Source organism: Bacillus sp. MN7755, from assembly GCF_054771475.1.
The window spans coordinates 382,115-404,526 of the sequence record NZ_BTRL01000001.1; the positions used below are offsets into that span (position 1 = coordinate 382,115).

General features: G+C 38.2%; 29 protein-coding genes. 2 read left to right on the plus strand and 27 right to left on the minus strand.

Going from position 1 to position 22,412, the window contains the following annotated elements:
• Positions 1–239 precede the first annotated feature (239 nt).
• From atpG to ACYVEC_RS02050, 15 genes are all read right to left on the minus strand, one after another.
• Entirely contained in the window at positions 240–1,100 is an 861-nt protein-coding gene (gene atpG, locus ACYVEC_RS01980; protein WP_063222513.1) for a F0F1 ATP synthase subunit gamma, read from the minus strand.
• Between the two features lie 211 nt (positions 1,101–1,311).
• Positions 1,312–2,820 (minus strand): F0F1 ATP synthase subunit alpha, encoded by a 1,509-nt coding sequence (gene atpA / locus ACYVEC_RS01985; RefSeq protein WP_063222514.1) that lies wholly within the window; start codon positions 2,818–2,820, stop codon positions 1,312–1,314.
• An 11-nt stretch (positions 2,821–2,831) separates the two neighbouring features.
• Positions 2,832–3,374 carry a F0F1 ATP synthase subunit delta gene (atpH, locus tag ACYVEC_RS01990; RefSeq protein WP_000064683.1) on the minus strand — a complete coding sequence of 181 codons (543 nt, stop codon included), beginning with the start codon at positions 3,372–3,374 and terminating at the stop codon, positions 2,832–2,834.
• On the minus strand, positions 3,371–3,877 hold the full coding sequence (gene atpF, locus ACYVEC_RS01995) for a F0F1 ATP synthase subunit B (RefSeq protein WP_001142618.1): 507 nt from the start codon (positions 3,875–3,877) through the stop codon (positions 3,371–3,373). Before atpF ends, atpH begins: the two co-directional genes overlap by 4 nt.
• Before the next feature lie 127 nt (positions 3,878–4,004).
• Entirely contained in the window at positions 4,005–4,223 is a 219-nt protein-coding gene (gene atpE, locus ACYVEC_RS02000) for a F0F1 ATP synthase subunit C (protein ID WP_000052064.1), read from the minus strand.
• Between the two features lie 56 nt (positions 4,224–4,279).
• Positions 4,280–4,999 (minus strand): F0F1 ATP synthase subunit A, encoded by a 720-nt coding sequence (gene atpB / locus ACYVEC_RS02005; RefSeq protein WP_060632954.1) that lies wholly within the window; start codon positions 4,997–4,999, stop codon positions 4,280–4,282.
• Positions 5,000–5,006: 7 nt separating this feature from the next.
• Positions 5,007–5,399: an ATP synthase subunit I gene (locus ACYVEC_RS02010; RefSeq protein WP_000567600.1), complete on the minus strand. Its 393-nt coding sequence runs from the start codon at positions 5,397–5,399 to the stop codon at positions 5,007–5,009.
• Positions 5,399–5,623 (minus strand): AtpZ/AtpI family protein, encoded by a 225-nt coding sequence (locus ACYVEC_RS02015; protein ID WP_001171223.1) that lies wholly within the window; start codon positions 5,621–5,623, stop codon positions 5,399–5,401. Before ACYVEC_RS02015 ends, ACYVEC_RS02010 begins: the two co-directional genes overlap by 1 nt.
• A gap of 26 nt (positions 5,624–5,649) precedes the next feature.
• Positions 5,650–5,763, minus strand: a complete 114-nt coding sequence (locus ACYVEC_RS02020) for a DUF4024 domain-containing protein (RefSeq protein WP_060632955.1) — start codon at positions 5,761–5,763, stop codon at positions 5,650–5,652.
• A gap of 373 nt (positions 5,764–6,136) precedes the next feature.
• The gene (upp, locus tag ACYVEC_RS02025; protein WP_000517539.1) at positions 6,137–6,766 is read right to left on the minus strand and encodes a uracil phosphoribosyltransferase; all 630 of its coding nucleotides are present in this window, start codon (positions 6,764–6,766) and stop codon (positions 6,137–6,139) included.
• A 273-nt stretch (positions 6,767–7,039) separates the two neighbouring features.
• Positions 7,040–8,281 carry a serine hydroxymethyltransferase gene (glyA, locus tag ACYVEC_RS02030; RefSeq protein ID WP_275719169.1) on the minus strand — a complete coding sequence of 414 codons (1,242 nt, stop codon included), beginning with the start codon at positions 8,279–8,281 and terminating at the stop codon, positions 7,040–7,042.
• 228 nt (positions 8,282–8,509) lie between these two features.
• Positions 8,510–9,127, minus strand: a complete 618-nt coding sequence (locus tag ACYVEC_RS02035; protein WP_153039367.1) for a TIGR01440 family protein — start codon at positions 9,125–9,127, stop codon at positions 8,510–8,512.
• A gap of 21 nt (positions 9,128–9,148) precedes the next feature.
• Complete coding sequence (gene rpiB / locus ACYVEC_RS02040) at positions 9,149–9,592, minus strand: ribose 5-phosphate isomerase B (protein ID WP_060632958.1); 444 nt, start codon at positions 9,590–9,592, stop codon at positions 9,149–9,151.
• 96 nt (positions 9,593–9,688) lie between these two features.
• Positions 9,689–10,129 (minus strand): low molecular weight protein arginine phosphatase, encoded by a 441-nt coding sequence (locus ACYVEC_RS02045; RefSeq protein ID WP_063222517.1) that lies wholly within the window; start codon positions 10,127–10,129, stop codon positions 9,689–9,691.
• 251 nt (positions 10,130–10,380) lie between these two features.
• Positions 10,381–10,878 carry a PTS sugar transporter subunit IIA gene (locus tag ACYVEC_RS02050; protein ID WP_063222518.1) on the minus strand — a complete coding sequence of 166 codons (498 nt, stop codon included), beginning with the start codon at positions 10,876–10,878 and terminating at the stop codon, positions 10,381–10,383.
• 388 nt (positions 10,879–11,266) lie between these two features.
• Between ACYVEC_RS02050 and ACYVEC_RS02055 the strand changes: the two genes are divergently transcribed.
• Positions 11,267–11,653 carry a DoxX family protein gene (locus ACYVEC_RS02055; RefSeq protein WP_000968618.1) on the plus strand — a complete coding sequence of 129 codons (387 nt, stop codon included), beginning with the start codon at positions 11,267–11,269 and terminating at the stop codon, positions 11,651–11,653.
• Positions 11,654–11,812: 159 nt separating this feature from the next.
• Positions 11,813–12,424, plus strand: coding sequence for a flavin reductase family protein (locus ACYVEC_RS02060; protein WP_000949041.1), 612 nt, complete (start codon positions 11,813–11,815; stop codon positions 12,422–12,424).
• A 196-nt stretch (positions 12,425–12,620) separates the two neighbouring features.
• Here the strand turns inward: ACYVEC_RS02060 and ACYVEC_RS02065 are convergent, their stop codons facing one another.
• From ACYVEC_RS02065 to glpX, 12 genes are all read right to left on the minus strand, one after another.
• Positions 12,621–12,899, minus strand: a complete 279-nt coding sequence (locus tag ACYVEC_RS02065; RefSeq protein WP_063222519.1) for a DUF3935 domain-containing protein — start codon at positions 12,897–12,899, stop codon at positions 12,621–12,623.
• An 84-nt stretch (positions 12,900–12,983) separates the two neighbouring features.
• Positions 12,984–13,112 (minus strand): hypothetical protein, encoded by a 129-nt coding sequence (locus ACYVEC_RS02070; RefSeq protein ID WP_257148962.1) that lies wholly within the window; start codon positions 13,110–13,112, stop codon positions 12,984–12,986.
• Positions 13,113–13,131: 19 nt separating this feature from the next.
• Positions 13,132–13,680, minus strand: coding sequence for a manganese efflux pump MntP (locus ACYVEC_RS02075; RefSeq protein ID WP_063222520.1), 549 nt, complete (start codon positions 13,678–13,680; stop codon positions 13,132–13,134).
• A gap of 74 nt (positions 13,681–13,754) precedes the next feature.
• Positions 13,755–14,798, minus strand: a complete 1,044-nt coding sequence (locus ACYVEC_RS02080) for an L-threonylcarbamoyladenylate synthase (protein ID WP_063222521.1) — start codon at positions 14,796–14,798, stop codon at positions 13,755–13,757.
• A gap of 108 nt (positions 14,799–14,906) precedes the next feature.
• Complete coding sequence (locus ACYVEC_RS02085; protein WP_063222522.1) at positions 14,907–15,365, minus strand: GNAT family N-acetyltransferase; 459 nt, start codon at positions 15,363–15,365, stop codon at positions 14,907–14,909.
• A 49-nt stretch (positions 15,366–15,414) separates the two neighbouring features.
• Complete coding sequence (gene spoIIR, locus ACYVEC_RS02090; protein WP_063222547.1) at positions 15,415–16,278, minus strand: stage II sporulation protein R; 864 nt, start codon at positions 16,276–16,278, stop codon at positions 15,415–15,417.
• Between the two features lie 112 nt (positions 16,279–16,390).
• Positions 16,391–17,242, minus strand: coding sequence for a peptide chain release factor N(5)-glutamine methyltransferase (gene prmC / locus ACYVEC_RS02095; protein WP_063222523.1), 852 nt, complete (start codon positions 17,240–17,242; stop codon positions 16,391–16,393).
• Positions 17,242–18,309 (minus strand): peptide chain release factor 1, encoded by a 1,068-nt coding sequence (prfA, locus tag ACYVEC_RS02100; RefSeq protein WP_063222548.1) that lies wholly within the window; start codon positions 18,307–18,309, stop codon positions 17,242–17,244. Before prfA ends, prmC begins: the two co-directional genes overlap by 1 nt.
• Positions 18,310–18,451: 142 nt before the next feature.
• Complete coding sequence (locus tag ACYVEC_RS02105) at positions 18,452–19,039, minus strand: thymidine kinase (protein ID WP_063222524.1); 588 nt, start codon at positions 19,037–19,039, stop codon at positions 18,452–18,454.
• 108 nt (positions 19,040–19,147) lie between these two features.
• A complete protein-coding gene (locus ACYVEC_RS02110; RefSeq protein WP_060632964.1) occupies positions 19,148–19,393 on the minus strand; it encodes a type B 50S ribosomal protein L31 in 246 nt (81 codons plus the stop codon).
• Between the two features lie 398 nt (positions 19,394–19,791).
• Positions 19,792–21,063, minus strand: coding sequence for a transcription termination factor Rho (gene rho / locus ACYVEC_RS02115; protein WP_001053903.1), 1,272 nt, complete (start codon positions 21,061–21,063; stop codon positions 19,792–19,794).
• 281 nt (positions 21,064–21,344) lie between these two features.
• Complete coding sequence (gene glpX / locus ACYVEC_RS02120) at positions 21,345–22,310, minus strand: class II fructose-bisphosphatase (RefSeq protein ID WP_063222525.1); 966 nt, start codon at positions 22,308–22,310, stop codon at positions 21,345–21,347.
• Positions 22,311–22,412 lie beyond the last annotated feature (102 nt).

Below are 22,412 nucleotides of genomic sequence, written 5' to 3' on the forward strand. Positions count from 1 at the left end.
CGGGTTCCCTCCTAGCTTTCTTTTAATTAGCCAGCTTTCTAAGAGAAGTCGGCTTTTAATTTTTTATTAGTTTAGCTTATGCGACTCTTTTGACAGAGCCGCTTCCACTTTTTATTGAATCTAGCTCCGGTGGCTAGAAGGGTCGGTCATTTCACCCCTTCCTACGAGGCAAAGAACGCCTCTTTGTCAGGAGTTCCAATGCCCTCCCCTTCTGAGCAAGCCACCTACGCTTTTTAATACTATTCTAACGCTGCCGCTCCACCAACGATTTCCGTAATTTCTTGCGTAATCGCTGCTTGACGTGCACGGTTGAATGAAAGTGTAAGTGAATCGATAACTTCCATTGCGTTGTCTGTAGCACTCTTCATTGCTGTCATACGCGCCGCGTGCTCACTTGCTTTACCGTCTAGTAATGCACCGTACACTAAGCTTTCTGCGTATTGTGGCAATAGTACTTTTAAAATTTCTTCTTCAGAAGGTTCGAATTCATAAGCTGTCGTCGGTTTGTCAGACGCCACATCAGTAAGCGGTAAAATTTTATTTTCTGTTACTTCTTGTGAAATTTTACTTACGTAATGGTTGTAGTAAATGTACAGCTCATCATAAGCACCATCTGCGAACATCGCAATTGCTCGAGAAGCAAGATCTTTAATATCAGTAAATGATGGGTGGTCAGATAATCCAACTACTTCATCAATGATGTTAAAGCCGCGACGTTTTAAATAATCACGTCCTAGTCGTCCAAGCACAATAATTGAATATTGGTTTGAATCCATATTATGACGTTCACGAACTACGTTACTTACCGTACGTAATACGTTACTGTTATAACCACCTGCTAGTCCGCGATCAGATGTAATAACGATGTATCCTGTACGCTTTACAGGACGCGCATTTAGCATTGGATGATTAATTCCTTTACTTCCTTGCGCAATGCTCGCTACTACTTCTTGAATCTTTTCCATATACGGAACGAAAGATTTAGCATTTTGCTCTGCACGGTTTAACTTAGATGCAGATACCATCTCCATCGCTTTCGTAATTTGACTCGTTTTCTTTGTCGAGGTAATCTTCGCTTTTATATCGCGTAAAGATGCCACAGGTTTTCACCACCTTTTTTCCGGAAGTTGGCACGATTAGTAAGAATCCTCTTCCTAATCTACGTTGCAAGATATTCTTGCTCATGATTGAAGGAAAAGAATAGGTGCACCTACTCTTTTCCTTTACATAACCGTCAGCAATCTCAAAGCCTGAGATGCCTTTTATATATTATCTAGCTTCGGCGGCTTGTACGAGCCGCTTACGCTTTTATTATTCAGAAGCTACGAATACTTTTTTAAATCCGTTAATTGCTGCTGCAAATTTGTCGTCATCCGCAAGTTTCTTAGTTGTGCGGATTTCTTCTAATAAGTCAGTCGCATTAGAATCTAACCAAGCATGGAATTCTTCTTCGAAACGAGTGATATCTACTACTGGGATATCATCTAGGAATCCACGTGTTAAAGCGTAAAGAATGATAACTTGTTTCTCTACACGTAACGGTTTGTGTAATCCTTGTTTTAATACCTCAACTGTACGAGCACCACGGTTTAGTTTCGCTTGAGTTGCTTTATCAAGGTCAGAACCGAACTGAGCGAACGCTTCTAACTCACGGTAAGATGCAAGGTCAAGACGAAGTGTACCTGATACTTTACTCATTGCTTTAATCTGAGCAGATCCACCTACACGAGATACAGAAGTACCCGCATCGATCGCTGGACGTACGCCAGAGAAGAATAGGTCAGATTGTAAGAAGATTTGTCCATCCGTAATAGAGATTACGTTTGTTGGGATGTATGCTGATACGTCCCCTGCTTGTGTTTCGATGAAAGGTAGTGCAGTTAAAGAACCGCCGCCTCTTGCATCACTTAATTTTGCTGCACGCTCTAATAAGCGAGAATGTAAGTAGAATACATCCCCTGGATAAGCTTCACGACCTGGAGGACGACGTAATAGTAATGACAGCTCACGGTAAGCCGCTGCTTGTTTTGATAAGTCATCATATACTACTAATACGTGTTTACCATTGTACATGAACTCTTCACCCATTGTTACACCAGCATAAGGAGCTAAGTATAATAATGGAGCTGGTTGAGAAGCAGATGCAGTTACAACGATTGTGTAATCTAATGCACCGTGCTTACGTAGTGTTTCTACTACGTTACGTACAGTTGATTCTTTTTGTCCGATAGCTACATAGATACAAATCATATCTTCATCTTTTTGGTTAATGATTGTATCAAGTGCAACTGCTGTTTTACCTGTTTGGCGGTCACCGATGATTAACTCACGTTGTCCACGGCCAATTGGTACAAGAGCATCGATCGCTTTAATACCTGTTTGAAGTGGCTCATGAACAGATTTACGATCCATTACACCTGGTGCTGGACTTTCGATTGGACGAGTGTTTGTTGTATTGATTGGGCCTAAACCATCAACTGGTTGACCTAATGGGTTTACAACACGACCGATTAGTTCTTTTCCTACTGGTACTTGCATGATGCGACCAGTACGACGAACTTCATCACCTTCACGGATTTCTGTGTAAGGTCCTAAAATGATAATACCTACGTTGTTTTCCTCTAAGTTTTGTGCTAGCCCCATAACGCCGTTAGAGAACTCTACAAGTTCACCAGCCATAACGTTATCAAGACCATGAGCACGCGCGATACCGTCACCAACTTGGATAACTGTACCAACATCACTAACTTCGATTTCAGACTGATAGTTCTCGATTTGTTGCTTTATCAGTGCGCTAATTTCTTCAGCTCTGATGCTCATGTGCTTCACCCCTATCTATTCTTCATTAATTCACGCTGAATACGTGCTAATTTTCCTTGTAAACTTCCATCATAAATGCGATTTCCAATACGTACTTTAATGCCGCCTAGTAAATCTTCATCTACAACATTTTTTACGCGAATTGCATCTTTTCCCGTTCTCTTTGCAAATGCTTCTGCAATGTTAAGCTTCTCTTCTTCTGATAGAAGACGAGTAGAATATACAGTTGCGTCCGCTACGTTACGTTCTTCATTAGCAAGAACAACATATTCATCTGCAATTTCAGGTAAGATATCAATACGTTTGTTATCAATTAAAATATATAACGTATTTAAAATAGATTCAGAAACAGATCCGAATACGTTTGCAAGAAACGTTTTCTTCTGCTCTTTTGAAATGTTCGGTTGCGTTAAAAAGCTATGTAGTTCTCCGTTCTTTACATAAACGTTTTGTACAAGGCGTAATTCCTCTTCAAACATTTCTAATACGTGTTTTTCTTTAGCAATTTTAAAAAGAGCGACAGCATAACGTTTTGCTACAATCCCATTGCTCATCGCGCTTCTCCTACTTCTTTAATATAATCGCGAATTAACTTCACTTGATCTTCTTCTTTTAATTCTTTTTCAATTACTTTAGAAGCAATTTGAACAGATAAAGAAGCAACTTGTTCTTGTAAAGCAGCAATCGCTTGCTCTTTTTCGCGTTGAATTTCTTGTACAGCAGATGCTTTAATTGATTCTGCTTCTTCTTTCGCAGCAGCAACAATAACATCTTTTTGATCTACAGCTTGTTTTTTCGCTCTTTCGATTAACTCTTGTGCTTCAACACGTGATTGTTTTAACATTTCACGTTGTTCTTCTACTAACTTCTTCGCTTCAGCGTTACTTCTTTCTGCAGCGTCGATTTCATTAGTAACATGCTCTTCACGTTCTTTCATAATTCCCATTAAAGGACCCCACGCAAATTTGCGTAGCATTACTAATAGAAGTAAGAAAATGAACAATGTATAAGCAATCGTTCCAAATGGAATGGCAGCCCCTAATAATAAAGTTGGCACAAGGATTCACTCCCTTCAAAATATCTAAATTGATCATATGAAAAAAAAAGACATACGTTTCGTCATAAAGCAATGGCGAAGAAAGTTCAAAAAACACTCTTCGCCATCTATGTAAGGGGAGTCTCCCTTATTTGTTCATTACGATGAAAGCAATAACTACACCGATGATTGGAAGTGCCTCAACTAAAGCAACCCCGATGAACATAATTGTTTGAAGTGCGCCTTTTAATTCTGGTTGACGAGCAACACCTTCGATTGTACGTGATACGATAAGACCGTTACCAATACCTGCACCTAATGCTGATAAACCAATTGCAATTGCAGCTGCGATTACACCTAAACTCATTTAATTTGTCCTCCTTTGTATTATAAAAAAATAAATTTTTTCTTACTTAAATTATATTAATGGTCATGGCTTACTTTATGAGCCATATAAACCATCGTTAACATTACGAAAATAAACGACTGGATTGAACCAACGAATACGCTGAATCCCATCCATGCTAACATCGGTACAAGCGCACCTAATGCTCCAAGGACTGTCGTCCCGCCTAACTTAGCAAGTAATCCTAATAAGATTTCACCTGCATAAATGTTACCGAATAAACGGAGACCTAACGTTAATGTGTTAGCAAACTCCTCAATAACCTTTAATGGGAATAAGAATTTCATAGGTTGGAAATAACCTTTAACGTATTCTTTCGTACCCTTCATCTTAATTCCATAATAATGGGTGAGGGTAACTACCATCACGGCTAATGTTAATGTAACTGCTGGATCAGACGTTGGTGATCTCCACCATGCAATATGTTCGCCAGCCTCAACTGTTGAATACATGAATGGTAAACCAAGGAAGTTCGATACGATGATAAACATGATAAGCGTAACGCCAAGCGTTAAGAATCGTCCACCTGTTTTCCAGTCCATCGTACTATTGATAATCCCTTTCACGAAGTCAAACACCCATTCCATGAAATTTTGCATTCCTGTTGGGCGAAGAGCTAAACTGCGAGTTCCAATAACAGCGATTACGAAAACAATAACTGCTGCTACAGTAACCATCATCACTGATGACAAATCGAACGTTAAACCTAGAAATTCAACTAATTTACCGTGTTCCACTAGTAATTCACCTCTCTTCCCTGCTCTTATACTCTAAATAAAGAAAATCTATGATCATGACAAGGTATCCTGTCAGCAATCCTACACCTAGGCCCCACATCGCAATTAACTCTTGATATTTGGCTGCAAATAAAATTAATAATCCAATCGTCGCGAACCTTGAATATGTACTTACCGCTGTTGCTTTAAACTTCACGTTTTCTCCATTTGTCACGCGATCTAATAGCTTGTCTGTTCTACGTGCAATGATGCGCAAACTAAGAAAACTGAAAATCGTTCCGATAATCAGCCCAAGAAATACATCCTTGTAAGAGGTGAATCCCCATCCTAGCACTAGAAGCGCAAGCAAGTAGTACATATATTTCTTTTGTCTTTGGACAAGTCCATGTACGTCTATCATCATTGCTCTCCCGAATAGTAATGTCGAATGAGTCGAATCATTGCGTATACCCCTGTTCCTAACCCGAGTAATAACCCTATAATAAGAAACAATGGAAACGTTCCAACCTTATTATCAATCCACTGCCCACCAAAGATTCCAACAAGAATAGAACCGACTAACTGAGCAAGAATACCTGACATTAAAGCATAAGCTTTTATATGGCTGCGATCGTTTTTTTGCAAGGATTCATCCCTCCAATATGTAACCCTCATTCACGATGTGTTAATAATAACTCATTTTTTTGCATAAATCCTATACAAAATAAAAAGTTTACATTTTCGTCACGGAATGGATGTATTTTTGTCACTGAAAGCCCTACCATCTATCCCCGTTGTTAGCATACAATAGGGTATTAACAGTGTCAACGAGAAATCGTAAAAAATCAAAAAATTTGAGTATTAGTCATTTCCTCCCAAAAATGAAAACGTTCCCCTTCTAAATACTGGTTAGAGATATGCAATTTCTAACAGTTTTCTCTTTATAATAGAAGGGAATGTTCACAAGTTTGTCACTATTATATTTTTAAGATATAACGCTTTCCTTCCATAATATAGTGCTCTTTAGACGTAAGACTTCTATATTATATGTGATGTGTATGCAACTTATGTTGTATATACTATGTATATTTATCCCCCTCCCCTACCTCAACGAGGCGCAAAAAAACGAGAGGGGAATCCCCTCTCTCGTCAGTTGTCTTACTTCGTTCCGAATAAACGGTCACCAGCATCACCAAGACCTGGTACTACATATCCGTGGTCATTTAATTTCTCATCTAATGCTGCTACATAAATATCAACATCAGGATGTTCTTCTTGTACTACTTTTACTCCTTCTGGAGCTGCAACGATACACATTAATTTAATTTGTTTTGCACCGCGCTTTTTCAGAGAGTTAATTGCTTCAGCCGCAGAACCACCTGTTGCTAGCATCGGATCTAGTACGATAAAGTCACGCTCTTCTACATCCGTTGGAAGTTTCACATAGTATTCTACCGGTTGCAATGTTTTAGGGTCACGGTATAAACCAACGTGCCCTACTTTTGCTGCTGGAATTAATTTCAGAATTCCATCAACCATGCCTAAACCTGCACGTAAAATCGGAATTAAACCAAGTTTTTTACCAGCGATCACTTTTGTTGTCGCTTTGCTTACAGGTGTTTCAATTTCAATGTCTTTAAGTGGAAGATCGCGAGTAATTTCGAAAGCCATTAAGCTTGCTACTTCGTCCACTAATTCACGAAAATCTTTCGTACCTGTATTCTTATCGCGAATATATGTAATCTTATGTTGAATTAACGGGTGATCAAATACATACAGTTTTCCCATGTGAATCTCTCCTTTAGATGATATTCATGCGTTTGCACGCTTTTTTACACTATTTACGATTGTAAAGAAAACGCTACTAATATTCAAGGGCAAATTTGGCAAAATCATGATTTTACAATGAATCTATCTAGTATCTTTACCAATTATGGGAGCTGTATCCTTCATTATATCGCCAAAATTTATTCATCATTTGTATACATACTTAAAGAACAATATATGTCCAAAAAAAAAGACTGCCAAAACAATTACGTCTCAGCAGTCTTCTTTAATCTATTATAGATCTGTGTACATTGGGAATTTGCTCGTTAGCGCTTCTACACGCTTACGTGCTTCTTCTAATGCAGCTTCATTTTCATGATTTTTTAATGTATAAGCAATAAGTGACGCAATTTCATCCATTTCTTCTAAACCGAAACCACGAGATGTTACAGCTGCCGTACCGATACGTACACCGCTTGTTACAAATGGGCTTGCTGTTTCAAATGGAATTGTATTTTTGTTCACTGTAATACCAACTTCATCTAATACGTGCTCTGCTACTTTACCTGTGATTTCTAAGTTACGAACATCAATTAAAATTAAATGATTATCTGTTCCTCCAGAAACAAGTGTAAGTCCTTCTTTTTGAAGGCCTTCAGCTAAGCGATTCGCATTATTAATGATATTTTGTGCATATGTTTTAAACTCATCTTGTAGTGTCTCACCAAATGCAACAGCTTTTGCAGCAATTACGTGCATAAGTGGACCACCTTGAATACCAGGGAAGATTGATTTATCAATTTGTTTTGCAAATTGCTCTTCACATAAAATCATACCACCACGTGGACCACGTAATGTTTTATGTGTTGTCGTTGTAACGAAATGTGCATGTGGTACTGGGTTTGGATGTAAACCAGCAGCTACTAAACCAGCGATATGTGCCATATCAACCATAAAGTATGCACCTACTTCATCTGCAATCTCACGGAATCGTTTGAAATCGATAACACGAGGATATGCACTTGCACCTGCAACGATTAATTTTGGTTTATGTTCTTTCGCTTTTGCTAATACATCATCGTAATTAATACGGTGAGATTCAGCATCCACGCCATATTCTACGAAATTATATTGTACTCCACTGAAGTTAACAGGGCTTCCGTGTGTTAAGTGACCACCATGAGATAAATTCATACCAAGTACTGTATCGCCTTGCTCTAAAATCGTGAAGTATACTGCCATGTTCGCTTGCGCACCAGAATGTGGTTGAACATTTACATGCTCTGCACCAAAAATTTCTTTCGCGCGATCACGTGCGATATCTTCTACTACGTCTACGTGCTCGCAGCCACCATAGTAACGTTTTCCAGGATATCCTTCAGCATACTTATTCGTTAAAACAGAACCTTGCGCCTCCATTATTGCTTCACTTACGAAGTTTTCCGAAGCAATTAACTCAATCTTTGAACGCTGTCTTCCTAGTTCTGCCTCAATTGCAGCAAATACCTTTTCATCTTGACGTTTTAAATGATCCACCAAAATCCCCCTTTTCTGAACGAATTACATCGATTCCCAATAGTTTTTTCTCATTTATTCAGAAAAAACGAAAATTCAGGTTGTAATTCTTTCGAACCTTCATGTTTTCAACTACATTCTAACATGACTTTCTATATCATAAAAGAAAAAAAAGACCGAAAATCGGTCTTTTCTTTCTTCTATGATAAAGTCAGACAACATACCTCGTTCGTAGGATAAAGTGCAACTTTAACGGCAAATGCTAGTCTCTTCAGCCGCCGCATAAACAGCACGTGCTCCACCAATTAATTTCCCACGTGTTGTTGCCATCGTTACATGCGCACTTCCAATTTCCTTCACACTTGTACGAACCGGAACAGCTACATGCTTTAAATGCATACCGATAAATGTATCACCAATATCCATTCCCGCATCCGCTTTAATAAACTCAATTACTACCGGATCTTTCAAATTATGATAAGCATATGTTGCTAATGCACCACCCGCTGATCTAACAGGCGTAACTGTTACAATTTCAAATTGATATTTCATTGCCAACTCTCTCTCAACTACTAAAGCACGGTTTAAATGCTCACAACATTGAAACGCCAACTCAATACCTGTTTGCTCTTGAAATTGTTTTAACTCAGAAAAAATCGCCTCTGCTACTTCCATCGTTCCTGATGTTCCAATTCTCTCTCCTAGCACTTCGCTCGTACTACACCCAACTACAAAAATTTGACCACTTTGTAATGAAGCTTGTTCTTGGAAATCAGAAAGCGAAATTTGTAGCTGTTCTCTTACCTTTACGATTTCTGTCATTACGCCTCTTCCTTTCACAGGTTGGTTCACCAAATTATATTTCATACTACTTCTAGTTAGAATCTATTACTTTGCTTCGTATGTTTTAATTTTTCCTACGCGGTTTTCGTGACGGCCACCTTCATAGTCAGTTGTTAACCAAATTTTTGCGATATCACGAGCTAGACCAGCACCAATTACACGCTCGCCCATTGCTAACATGTTAGTGTCATTATGCTCTCTCGTTGCTCTCGCGCTGAAAGTATCATGAACTAACGCACAACGAATACCATTTACTTTGTTTGCAGCAATAGACATACCGATGCCTGTCCCACAAACTAAAATACCACGATCTACTTCGCCATTCGCTACCATTTCCGCTGCTGGAAACGCAAAATCAGGGTAATCAACAGAACCAGCTTCACATTCACAACCTAAATCAATATATTCAATATTTAACTCTTCTAATAAACTTACAAGTTCTTTACGGATATTCATACCGCCGTGATCAGATGCTACTACTACTTTCATTTTTACCCCTCCAAAGTTTCAATCCATTATCTTCATTTCTCACTCGATACCTTAAGGGTACGAAGTGATCTCCAATATCGTATTATACACGAAACATCAACCTTCTGAATGTTTTTTCAGTAAAGTTTGTACAAGTTTTTCCATCTCTTCTAACGTTTCTTTATAAGTAGAAAGTGAACCGCCAAATGGATCTGAAATATCTTTACTTATCCCCTCAGTTACTCCATATAATGTATCCACTTTCTTTTCAACGCTCGGATAATGTCCAAGGACAATTTGCCTATGATTTTCCGTCATTGTTACTACAATATCAGCCCAATCAAGCAAAGCTTCATTTACTTGCTGCGCGGCATGATCGATTGCAATTCCCTTTTCAGCTAAAGCTTCCTTTGCATATACCGACGCATCAATTCCAGGATAGGCGAAAACACCAGCAGATTGCACTTCAAACTTACCTTCTCCATGATGACGAAGTAACGCTTCAGCCATCGGGCTACGGCATGTATTTCCAGTACAAATAAATAACACTCGTTTCATCCAAACCCACCCCTTTTCTTCTTTTCCTACCTTTTATCATAACGTACATAAGAATAGAACAAAAGAAATGTGAATATACAAAAAGCGCATTTCTCTTATATTTTTTCTAAGAAAAATGCGCCTTATCCACATATATGTGAAACCCTATTTCCAAGTGCCTAGAGTATTTTAACATACATAGTAATCGTACTACAAAATAAAACAAAATAAGGAATCCATTTCATACGAAACGGATCCCTCTTATACAATAATTATTTCATTGTAACTTTCATTACTTCTGTTGAACCTTTTGTAGCTGTTACGCCTACAGTTGTCTTAATAGAATCAGCTGCATCTGTGTTTGTAATAACGATTGGAGTAATTGTACTTTTCGCTTTTTCACGAATTAATTCTAAGTCGAATGAGATTAATTTATCTCCAGCTTTTACAGCTTGGCCTTCAGAAACGTGAGCTTCGAAACCTTCGCCTTCCATTTTTACAGTTTCTAATCCAACGTGGATTAAAATTTCTGTACCGTTTTTCGCTTTAATTCCGATAGCATGTTTTGTGTGGAATAATTGTACGATTTCACCATCAACTGGAGATACAACTACACCTTCAGTAGGATCGATTGCAACACCGTCACCCATCATACGACCTGCGAATACTGGATCTGGTACTTCTTCAATATTTTTCACTGCTCCAGTTAATGGAGCTACGATTGTTTCTTCATTTGTTTTTGAACCAAGACCGAATAATTTTTTAAACATAGGATAGTCCTCCTTATAATTTACCTAAAAGTTTATAGGGCAATCCCTAGTAAAGATCGGGATACATGTAAGACTTCATACTTCGAATATTATACTATAAAAACGCTTTCGAAATAAATTACGTCATTACTAATAGACTCTTATTGTAGCTCTTTGCAAAATTCCAGTCAATTCTGATTGTCTGAATAACAATAAGAAAATTAACTTCTACTTATATTTTCTCTGTTTTTATCCGACTTGTCTAGAGGTCTTTACTACATTTTGTTTTTTGTTGTTAATTTGTAAAATTAATTTCAAACTTTTTTCGAAATCTACTTGACTAAAGTAAGTAACTATTTTATTATTACTTACATAAGGTAAGTTAATAACTTTTAGGAGGTTTTCAAAAATGATGGATTTCGGTCTTCTTATTATTCGTCTTATTATAGGTATTACATTCATGGGTCATGGTGCTCAAAAATTATTTGGTTGGTTCGGCGGTTACGGTTTAAAAGGAACAGGCGGCTGGATGGAATCAATCGGTTTACGCCCTGGTGTATTCATGGCATTTATGGCTGGCGCAACTGAATTATTAGGTGGTTTCTTATTCGCATCAGGTATTTTCACTGCAATTGGTTCATTATTTATCGTTGGAACAATGTTAATGGCAATCTTCACTGTTCACGGAAAAAATGGTTACTGGGTAACCCAAAACGGATATGAATACAACTTAATGTTAATCGCCGTTGCTATCGGGGTAGCTTTAATCGGACCTGGTGCATACGTTTTATTATAATTTTTATCTTGAACTCGAGATTATTTAGACGGAACTTACTTCATTGTGGTTGAAGTAAGTTCTTTTTATGTAATAAAAATATTATTTTCAGCAGGAGTTTTCCACTAACATCTTGTAAACAAACAATAAGTCGTCATATTTAGAAAGGGGATTTCAAGCATGTTATCCATTAATCCAAATGAACAATCGGAAAAAGAGAATTACAAATTATTAACGGGAAGTATCATTCCACGCCCTGTCGCATTCGTTACTTCTGTAACAAAAGACGGCGTATTAAACGGAGCACCATATAGTTATTTCAATATTGTCGCTGCTAATCCACCACTTATCTCAGTTTCTGTACAACGAAAAGCTGGAGAAAGAAAGGATACTTCCCGAAACGCAATTGAAAAAGGGGAATTTGTCGTACATATCTCTGATGAATCATATGTAGCGGCAATTAACGAAACAGCAGCTAATCTCCCGCCAAATGAAAGTGAAATTGAACTAGCAAAACTAACACCAATTGAAAGTGATGTCATCTCCGTTCCAGGTGTAAAAGAAGCAAATATTCGAATGGAATGCGTACTAGAACGCGCAATTCCTCTTGGCGGAACAGAAGACTCACCGGCTTGCGATCTATTAATCGGACGCGTCGTTCGTTTCCACGTCGCAGAACACCTATACGAAAATGGACGCATTCATGCAGAAGGACTAAAACCAGTAAGCCGCCTAGCAGGACACAACTACGCAAAACTAGGCGAACAATTTGAATTGGTGAGGCCAGTTTAAAAGTGGACGCGGCTCGTTCAGAAATCGCAGGGCACTTTAAGCTCTCGACCTTGAAGCGATTTTTACTTCGAGCGAGAGAGCGAAATGACCGGAGATTCTAGCCGCTGGAGCTGGATACTATCTAAAAGCGAAGACAACTCAATTACTTCCTTCACTTAAACATAAAAATCCCCTGCTAAATAGCAGGGGATTTTTTTCATTGTAATTCTTCCTTCTTCTCTTCTAAAGTAGGCACTTTCTCTTTTTTCGGTTTCCCAAGCTTAATAACTAAGAAATATAGGGCAAGCAATGTAATCAGAAAAACAATTAAAAACGGGTATGGAGAATAAAAAGCACGCGCTGCCTCCGTTTTTCCCGCCACAAACTTCAATGACTCAATATCTAAAAACTCAGCAAACATTTGTACACCGAGCATACTAAACCAAAAGACAAAGAAACTAATAATAATACCAAAAACTTGCTTCAATCTCGTCATTCATCTCATCCTTTCTATATGTGTAATTTTTTAGCGCAATCATTATAGTACAAACAAAACTATGCACAGAAAGGAACTATTTTACTATTCGCGAATTAACTTAATCCAACCTAAAATTGAAATTTGCAAAATAACACCCCAAATAATAAGCAGTCGTAACCATCTAGGAAAAAAAGTTACAAATTGAATGTACCATTCCAATAACTTTTTCATAGCGCCCTCCCCCTTAAAATTATATAGGAAAAAGGAGATATAATCCAAATCCAACCAGAATGATACCACCTACTATCTCACCGTATGTACCGAGCATATCTTTCGCATGCCTACCAATGAATAAACCAATCCACGCTAATAACATACTAACAAATCCAAAAAGTAATATCGTAATAATTGTCTGTGCTCCGTAGATACCAAGACTAAGCCCTACTGAAAAACTATCTATACTAACGCCAAATGCAAATACGAATAAGCTAATTCCAATAGGGGCCGTTCTAGTCTCTTCATTCTCCAATATAGAGGAATATACAATATAAAATCCTAGTCCAATTAATAAAATAGCACCTGCAAAATGTGCAATGTCTCCATACTTCTCTGATAAAAAACGACCTAATACCATCCCTATAAATGGCATGATAATATGAAATATCCCTATCGTCATACCGATATACAGGATTTGTCTTACCTTTAAGGTCATCATTCCCATACCAAGACTCACCGAGAATGCATCCATTCCTAAGGCGAATGCCATAATTATTAAAGGTATTAGCTGTTCAAACGTCATTCATGTCCCTCCTCGGACGTGCTACTTCAAAATATGCTTATCCGAGGAGAAATATTCTGTTTGCTAATCGTACCTTATGATTCAGTAATAATCTGATGTCCTGCCGCTTTTGTTAAGCGATTCATAATCGCATTTCCTATTCCTTCATCCGGGAATGATTCACTAAAAATAACATCCACATCACTTGCATCAAACGTTCTAAGTACATCATATAATTTAGTCGCAACGCTAGCTAAATCGCTTCGAACACCACAAGATAATACAACATCCGCGCTATATATATGCTGATACTCTTCTGTCGTTAATACGCCCACCTTGAATCCTTCTTCCTTCTTCTCATCCACAAGGTGCTGAATAAACTCACGTGACCCTTCAACAATACTAAGTGGCGCTTTCGGTGCATAATGTGTATATTTCATTCCGGGTGATTTCGGTTTTTCTTTCTCGTCCTTTAAAGCCGGATCTAAAGAAACCGTACCGATCACCGCTTCCAATTGTTCTTTCGTAATTCCACCTGGGCGTAGTATCGTCGGAATAGCGCTAGTACAATCAATTACAGTCGATTCGACGCCAACTCCTGTTGCACCACCATCTACAATACCTGCGATTTTTTCATTTAAATCTTCATATACGTGAGACGCTAGCGTCGGACTTGGACGCCCAGAGCGATTCGCACTTGGTGCCGCAACAGGTACATTTGCCTCTTCAATAAGAGCAAGCGCTACTGGATGATCAGGCATTCTTACTCCAACCGTATTAAGTCCTGCCGTCACCTTCTCTGAAATCCCTTCTTTTCTAGGTAAAATAATTGTTAACGGTCCTGGCCAAAAATGTTCCATTAACTTCTCTGCAACTGGCGGAATTTCCGTCACAATTCCATCTAATTGCGATTTTGTACCGATGTGGACAATAAGTGGATTATCACTCGGTCTTCCTTTCGCTTCAAAAATTTTCGCGATTGCTTCATCATTCATTGCGTTCGCACCTAGTCCATATACCGTTTCTGTAGGGAAGGCAATCGCTTCATTTTCCCTTAATAATTTTGCTGCTTCTTGTAATTGTGGATAATATTTTTTTCTTTCCACAACATTATCCACAACCCACATATTTGTATGCATTTTTTCCCACGTCCTTTTCTGCCATGAAATACTTGTCTATTTTTAGTTTACTATGAGATTTATCCAAAAGACAAACAAGGTTTATCCACAAAATGTGGATAAACCTAATTAATCCGTGGATAACTTTGTGAATAGCTGACAATTTAGTATTATTGCATTTGGCTCTTTTATATTTTTACAAAAGTGTTCCAACTGTCGAATTCCCTCTGGTACATTTTCTTTCTCTATAGTGAAAAAGTCAAAAAACTGAAAGATTGTTATAGATTGTGGATGATTTGTTAGTAAGTACAATTGTCGAATATTTTTTTCTTTCATATACTGCAAAAACATTTCAAAAAAATATAAGAAAGTCTGTTTATCCACATTAGGTGTGAATAAACAAGAACGAATAAGTGCATTTTCTTCACTTTGTTCATATCCAATGACAGCCCGTATTTCTTCCGCCTCTTCCAAAATCATAAATTGCGCGTACAACTCATTTATTTTATCATCTTTTTTATTAGCTTGTCCGAAAAAAGAATGCAATCTTTCCACATCTGCTTTCGTAGCAAAATATACCTTCTTCATAGTAAATCCCTCCTCTTTTTTATATATGAGAAGGGATCTACTAATAGTACTATTTAGAGAATAAAGATGTAAAAGCCTCTACAATAAACAACTTAACTTCCGGCTTTTCTTCTTCCTCCTCTACTTTTACATACTTATTTTGCTTTTCTTGTTTTTGTTCCACAGGTTTCTCCACTTTTTCCACAGTTTTTGTTTCCTCTTTACTTACAGATTGTTCTTCTACTTTCGTTTCATTTTTTACTACTTTCTTTTCAGAAGCTGTTACTTTTTTTGCAACTTCCTGCTTTACAACTTTCTTTTCTTTCACCTCATCCTCTTTTTTCTCTTCTGTATCTACTACTTCCTCATCTATTTGTTTTACCTGCTCCTCTTCAGAAGATTCAGCCTTGACAACATGTTCTTCTTTCCTTACAGCTGTACCACTTGAAAAATCTAGGAAACACATCGGTGGAAACAATACACACCACCAGTTTGCCCCTTCACCTTCTCCAATTGTAATCAATACCGCCTCATATTCCCCTGCTGGATAAATAAAATTCCCATATACCTTTGTAGGAAACTTTACATTCTTACTGAATTTCACTTGAAATGAATCTTTACTTCCTTCTTTTTTCAACGTATTGGCCACTGTTTTTTCGATTTCTGGAATATGACTTTGAATGACTTTACGCGCCTCTTCAAATGAAGTTAAATCCGCTACCCAACCATCAATTTGCGTTTTTACTTCATCACGCACTTTGCGCTTTAACGCCTGATCTTTATCTGAATCACTATTTGCTAAAATTCGTAATCGAACGGCCTCTTTCGGAATAACTGAAGGCCCTTTCGCATCAGCTTTCATATATCCAAACTGCACAAGCAACTGTGCACCAATTAATAATAGAAGAAGATAAGCAATAACTTGTTTTTTCATTTCCTCCACCGTCCCTTCTACAAACAGTGTGGACAGACTTTCATCTTTCTAAACTATTAAATTCAAAATCTATATGAATTTTTCCACAAAAAAATAGAGTAAGGTGTGAACCTTACTCCATCTCTGCAAATACCATACGGTCTTTTCCGTTAATATCAAAAACAACCTCAACACGAGCATGTGGAAAAGCTTGTTGTAACAATGCCTTTACATCTTCACCTTGCCCTACTCCGATTTCAAACGCCACAATTGCTTTCTTCTGCAGCACATTCGGCAATTCTTCCATAAAACGGCGATAAAAATCTAATCCATCTTCACCGCCAACAAGCGCTCTCTTTGGCTCATGCTCTTTCACAACAGGAGATAGACCACGCCAATCCTCTTCCGGTATATATGGAGGATTGGAAACGACAACATCTAACTTTTGACCTGTTTTATAAAACGGCGATAATAAATCACCGTGATAGAACGTTACTTCTGCACCCAAAGTTTTTGCATTTTCTTTTGCAACTTCAATCGACTCCTGCGCAATATCTACCGTATACACATGAAGATTTTTATTTTCTAAAGCAAGTGTAATCGAAATCGCTCCGCTACCTGTACCGATATCTGCTACATGTAGTTTCTCATCACCAAAATGGCGCTCGATTCTTTCTAATACTCCCACTATAAGCTCTTCTGTTTCCGGTCTTGGTATTAATACTTCTTCATTCACAAAGAACGATCGTCCATAAAACATTTCATAACCAATCATATATTGAATCGGAATACCTTCTACATGCTTGTGGATAAACTCTGTAAAACTCGTTTCTTGTTCCACAGTTATTTCTTCACGCATATTCATCAATAATCCTGTTCTGTTCACTTTTAATACATGACAAAGGACAATTTCTCCCGCATTTTCATCTCGTCCATTTTCCTGTAAAAAAGAAGAAGCCCATTTCAGGGCTTCATAGACACGCATTACTCAGCTGCCTCCATCTTTTGAGCCTGATCTTCCATCACTAAGGCATTGATGAAATCATCTAACTTACCTTGTAAGATTTGATCTAGCTTTTGAATCGTTAAACCGATTCGATGGTCTGTAACACGGTTTTGCGGGAAGTTATACGTACGAATACGCTCTGAACGATCACCCGTACCAACAGCTTGTTTACGGTTTTGATCATACTCAGCTTGTGCTTCTTGTCTAAACTTATCATAAACACGTGCGCGTAATACTTTCATCGCTTTTTCTTTATTCTTAATCTGTGATTTCTCATCCTGACATGATACAACTACACCAGTCGGTAAATGCGTTAAACGTACCGCTGACATCGTTGTATTAACGCTCTGTCCACCAGGTCCACTAGAAGCGAATGTATCAACACGAACGTCTTTCTCATGAATGTCAATTTCTACTTCTTCTGCCTCTGGTAATACAGCTACAGTTGCTGTAGATGTATGAATACGTCCACCAGATTCCGTTTCAGGAACACGTTGTACACGGTGAGCACCATTCTCGAATTTCAGCTTCGCGAAAGCACCTTTACCGTTAATCATAAAGATAATCTCTTTATATCCACCTAATTCTGTATAGCTAGCCTCGATAATCTCCGTTTTCCAACCTTGCACCTCAGCATAGCGGCTATACATACGGTATAAGTCACCAGCAAATAAAGCGGCCTCGTCGCCACCAGCAGCTCCACGAACCTCAACGATAACGTTCTTATCATCATTAGGGTCTTTTGGAACAAGTAAAATTTTCAGACGCTCTGATAATGTTTTTTCTTGTGCTTCTAACTCAGAAACCTCTTCTTTTACCATGTCACGCATTTCTGCGTCTAACTTATCCTCTAACATTGCTTTTGCATCTTTTAATTGCTCACGAACATCTTTATACTCACGATACACCTCTACCGTATCTTGTATATCAGATTGTTCCTTTGAATACTCACGAAGCTTATTTGTATCGCTAATAATCTCTGGATCACTTAACAATTCATTTAACTTCTCATAACGATCTTCTACAGCTTGCAAACGATCTAACACATCATTCACCTCTACATCCTAGTATCTAATACAAATAGTATATGGTACTTACTCAAAAAAACGCAAATTATATTTAAAAGCGCAAGCGGCTTGACCACTCATTCTCTCTATTTTGAAAAAAACCCGCCCTACACAGCGAGTTTTACTTATCTTTGTTTGCAGGAACTGCATGACAATGACGACAACGTGGTTCATATGATTCTGAAGCCCCAACTAAAATAATCGGATCATCGAATGCCGCTGGCTCTCCATCAATTAGTCGTTGTGTACGACTTGCTGGAGATCCACATACAGAACATACTGCTTGTAGTTTTGTTACATGTTCAGCAATCGCCATCAGCTGAGGAACTTGTCCAAATGGTAGACCACGGAAATCTTGGTCTAAACCAGCTACAATGACACGATAGCCACGATTTGCTAATACTTGCACCACTTCCACAATGTCCCCATCAAAAAATTGCACCTCATCGATTGCAATAACATCCAGCTCTTCTGTAATATGTTCAAATATATCCTTTGAAGCTGAAACAGGAACTGCTCTTACCTTTAATCCGTTATGTGATACAACATCTTCTTCACTATAACGATTATCAATACATGGTTTAAATACAATTGCATGTTGTTTTGCAAATTGCGTACGGCGCACACGACGGATTAGCTCTTCTGATTTGCCAGAAAACATACTACCGCAAATCACTTCAATCCAGCCATTTTGATTTATTAAGTACATGAAGCTCTCCTTTCATCTACTTTTTAGTTAAAAGTAGGGTAAAGGTATAATATTTTCGCAAAAAAAACAGACAAGCGAATACATACACTTGCCTGTTTTATGTTTTTATTACTTAATACCGTATTTCTTATTGAAGCGGTCAACGCGTCCATCTGCAGTAGCAAATTTCTGACGTCCAGTGTAGAATGGGTGAGAATCAGAACTGATCTCAACTTTTAGTAATGGATAAGTGTTACCATCTTCCCACTCAACAGTCTCGTTAGATCCTTTAGTAGATCCGCTTAAGAATTTGAAGCCTGTGTTTGTGTCCATGAATACAACTTTCTTGTAATCTGGGTGAATTCCTGCTTTCATTCTTTTCATCTCCTTCCGCCCTGAATCATTTTCGAAACAGAGTTTTTCATCTTCAGCTGCATACACAACTATATTGATGAAACACATATGATGAAATTATAACAAGGCTAACTTCATTTTGCAACTACCTGTTTTTGTCTTTTTAATTTTAAAAGCGCAAGCGGCTCGTTCAGAATGGGAGGGGGATGGAGCTTCTGACGTAGAGGCGCTTTTTGCCTCGTAGGAAGACGCGAAGCCACCGACCATTCTAGCCGCTGGAGCTGGATATTAACTTAAAGTGGAGGCAGCTCATCCGGCGATAATCAACTAATATTCTTCCACTCATATCTCTTTAACATCACCTAAAAAACATAAAAAACTCGCTTACCACAAAATAAGCGAGTCCCAATCTTTTCCCTTTACTTAGTTGTTACATATCTTTTCGAATCTGCAACAATGTTTTGTAAAAATTCTTCATTTGTTTTTGTTTGACGAAGTTTACGTAAGAAACTTTCAACAAAGTCTGGTGTATCACGCATTGTTTTACGAATACCCCACAGCTTGTCTAAATGTTCTTTCGGAATTAATAGATCTTCTTTACGTGTACCAGAACGACGAATATCAATTGCCGGGAAGATACGACGCTCAGCTAATGAACGATCTAAGTGAAGTTCCATATTTCCAGTTCCTTTAAATTCTTCGTAAATTACATCGTCCATACGAGACCCTGTATCAACAAGCGCTGTTGCTAAAATAGTTAAGCTACCGCCTTCTTCAATATTACGCGCAGCTCCGAAGAAGCGCTTCGGTCTATGGAAGGCAGCTGGGTCGATACCACCCGATAATGTTCTACCACTTGGCGGAATAACAAGGTTGTAAGCTCGCGCTAAACGGGTAATACTATCCATTAAAATGATAACATCTTTTTTGTGCTCTACAAGACGCATTGCACGTTCTAACACAAGTTCCGCTACTTTAATATGATTTTCTGGTACTTCATCAAAAGTAGAACTTACAACATCTCCTTTAACAGAACGTTCAATGTCTGTTACTTCCTCTGGACGCTCATCAATTAAAAGTACAATTAATTCAGCTTCCGGATGATTTGTTGTAACACTGTGTGCGATTTCTTTTAATAGACTTGTTTTACCAGCCTTTGGAGGCGCGACAATTAAACCACGTTGTCCAAATCCAACTGGTGCGATTAAATCCATGATGCGTGTCGGTAACTTTTTCGGTTCCGTTTCCAACTTCATTTGGCGATCTGGGTATAATGGTGTTAATGCAGGGAAATGCACACGCTCTTTTGCTGAATCTGGATCATCTCCGTTTACAGCTTCAACTTGTAATAACCCAAAATAGCGTTCATTTTCTTTCGGAGGTCGTACTTTACCAGAAACTTTGTCTCCATTACGTAAATCGAAACGACGAATTTGCGAAGCTGAGATATAAATATCTTCTGAGCTTGGAGAATAGTTGATAGGACGTAGGAATCCAAATCCTTCTGATTGAATAATTTCTAATACGCCTTCCATAAAGAAGAAACCTTCTTTTTCTGCTCGAGCTTTCAAAATAGAAAAAATTAACTCTTTTTTCGTTAATTTGCTATAATACGAAATCTTAAATTCTTTCGCAAGCTCGTATAACTCTTTTAATTTCATGTTTTCTAATGCTGCAATTGACAAATTCATTCAGACACCACACTTTAACGTTATTCTCTTTTCACATGGGTAAAGGGAAAAAATACGGAAGGCAAATAATTAATAATGAAAGGCAATAAGTTCAAGTAGGGTAATATTCACTATTGTAACCCTTTTATCTAGTTTTAATCAATACGTTGGAACACAAATACAAGAAGCGAAGACAAGAAAGTTTGTCTTCGCTTTTTATATTTCTTACTTTTTTCTACTCACCCTATTTTAAATGGCGATAAATAGGCCATTTATGATTATGAACGAGCCGCTTCCACCCTTTATTTAATAACCAAGTTCGGTTTTTTATTCAAGCTATGACGTCCATCTACGAAGCGTACTGTGCCTGATTTTGCACGCATAACAAGAGATTGTGTTGTTCCTACGCTACCTTTAAATTGAACGCCGCGTAATAGTTCTCCGTCTGTTACGCCTGTTGCTGCAAAGATTGCATCGTCACCTTTTACTAAGTCCTCCATGCGAAGGATACGGTTGATGTCTTCTATACCCATCTTTTTGCAACGCTCCAATTCAGCGTCGTTTTGTGGTAATAGTTTTCCGTGAATCTCGCCACCTAAACATTTTAATGCAACTGCTGCTAATACACCCTCAGGCGCACCACCAGAACCGAATAAAATATCTACACCTGTACGATCGAATGCAGTATTAATTGCACCTGCTACATCTCCATCATTAATCAATTTAATACGAGCACCAGCTTTACGAATTTCTTCAATAATCGCTTGATGACGTGGACGGTTTAAAACTGTCGCTACAACATCTTCAATATCTTTATTCTTCGCTTTCGCAACTGCACGTAGGTTATCAATAATAGGCGCATCAATATCGACTGCCCCAACCGCTTCTGGGCCAACCGCGATTTTATCCATGTACATGTCAGGAGCATGTAACAAATTACCGTGATCTGCAATTGCAATAACAGCAAGAGCATTCCATCCACCAGCTGCCACAATATTTGTCCCTTCTAAAGGATCAACTGCAACGTCTACACGTGGACCATATCCTGTACCTAATTTTTCTCCGATATATAGCATTGGTGCTTCATCCATTTCACCTTCACCAATTACAACTGTACCTTTCATCGGAATTGTATCAAATACATCACGCATAGCTGATGTTGCTGCACCGTCTGCTTCATCCTTTTTCCCGCGTCCCATCCAACGCGCTGATGATAAAGCTGCAGCCTCTGTTACACGTACTAACTCCATAGATAAACTTCTTTCCACAATAATCCCTCTCCTTTAAGTCTTTATATTTATGCCGTATTTTGTGAACCGTGTTTTTCTATAAAGTGTACTTCCGCAAGTAGTGATGCTTCGCTTCCCCCT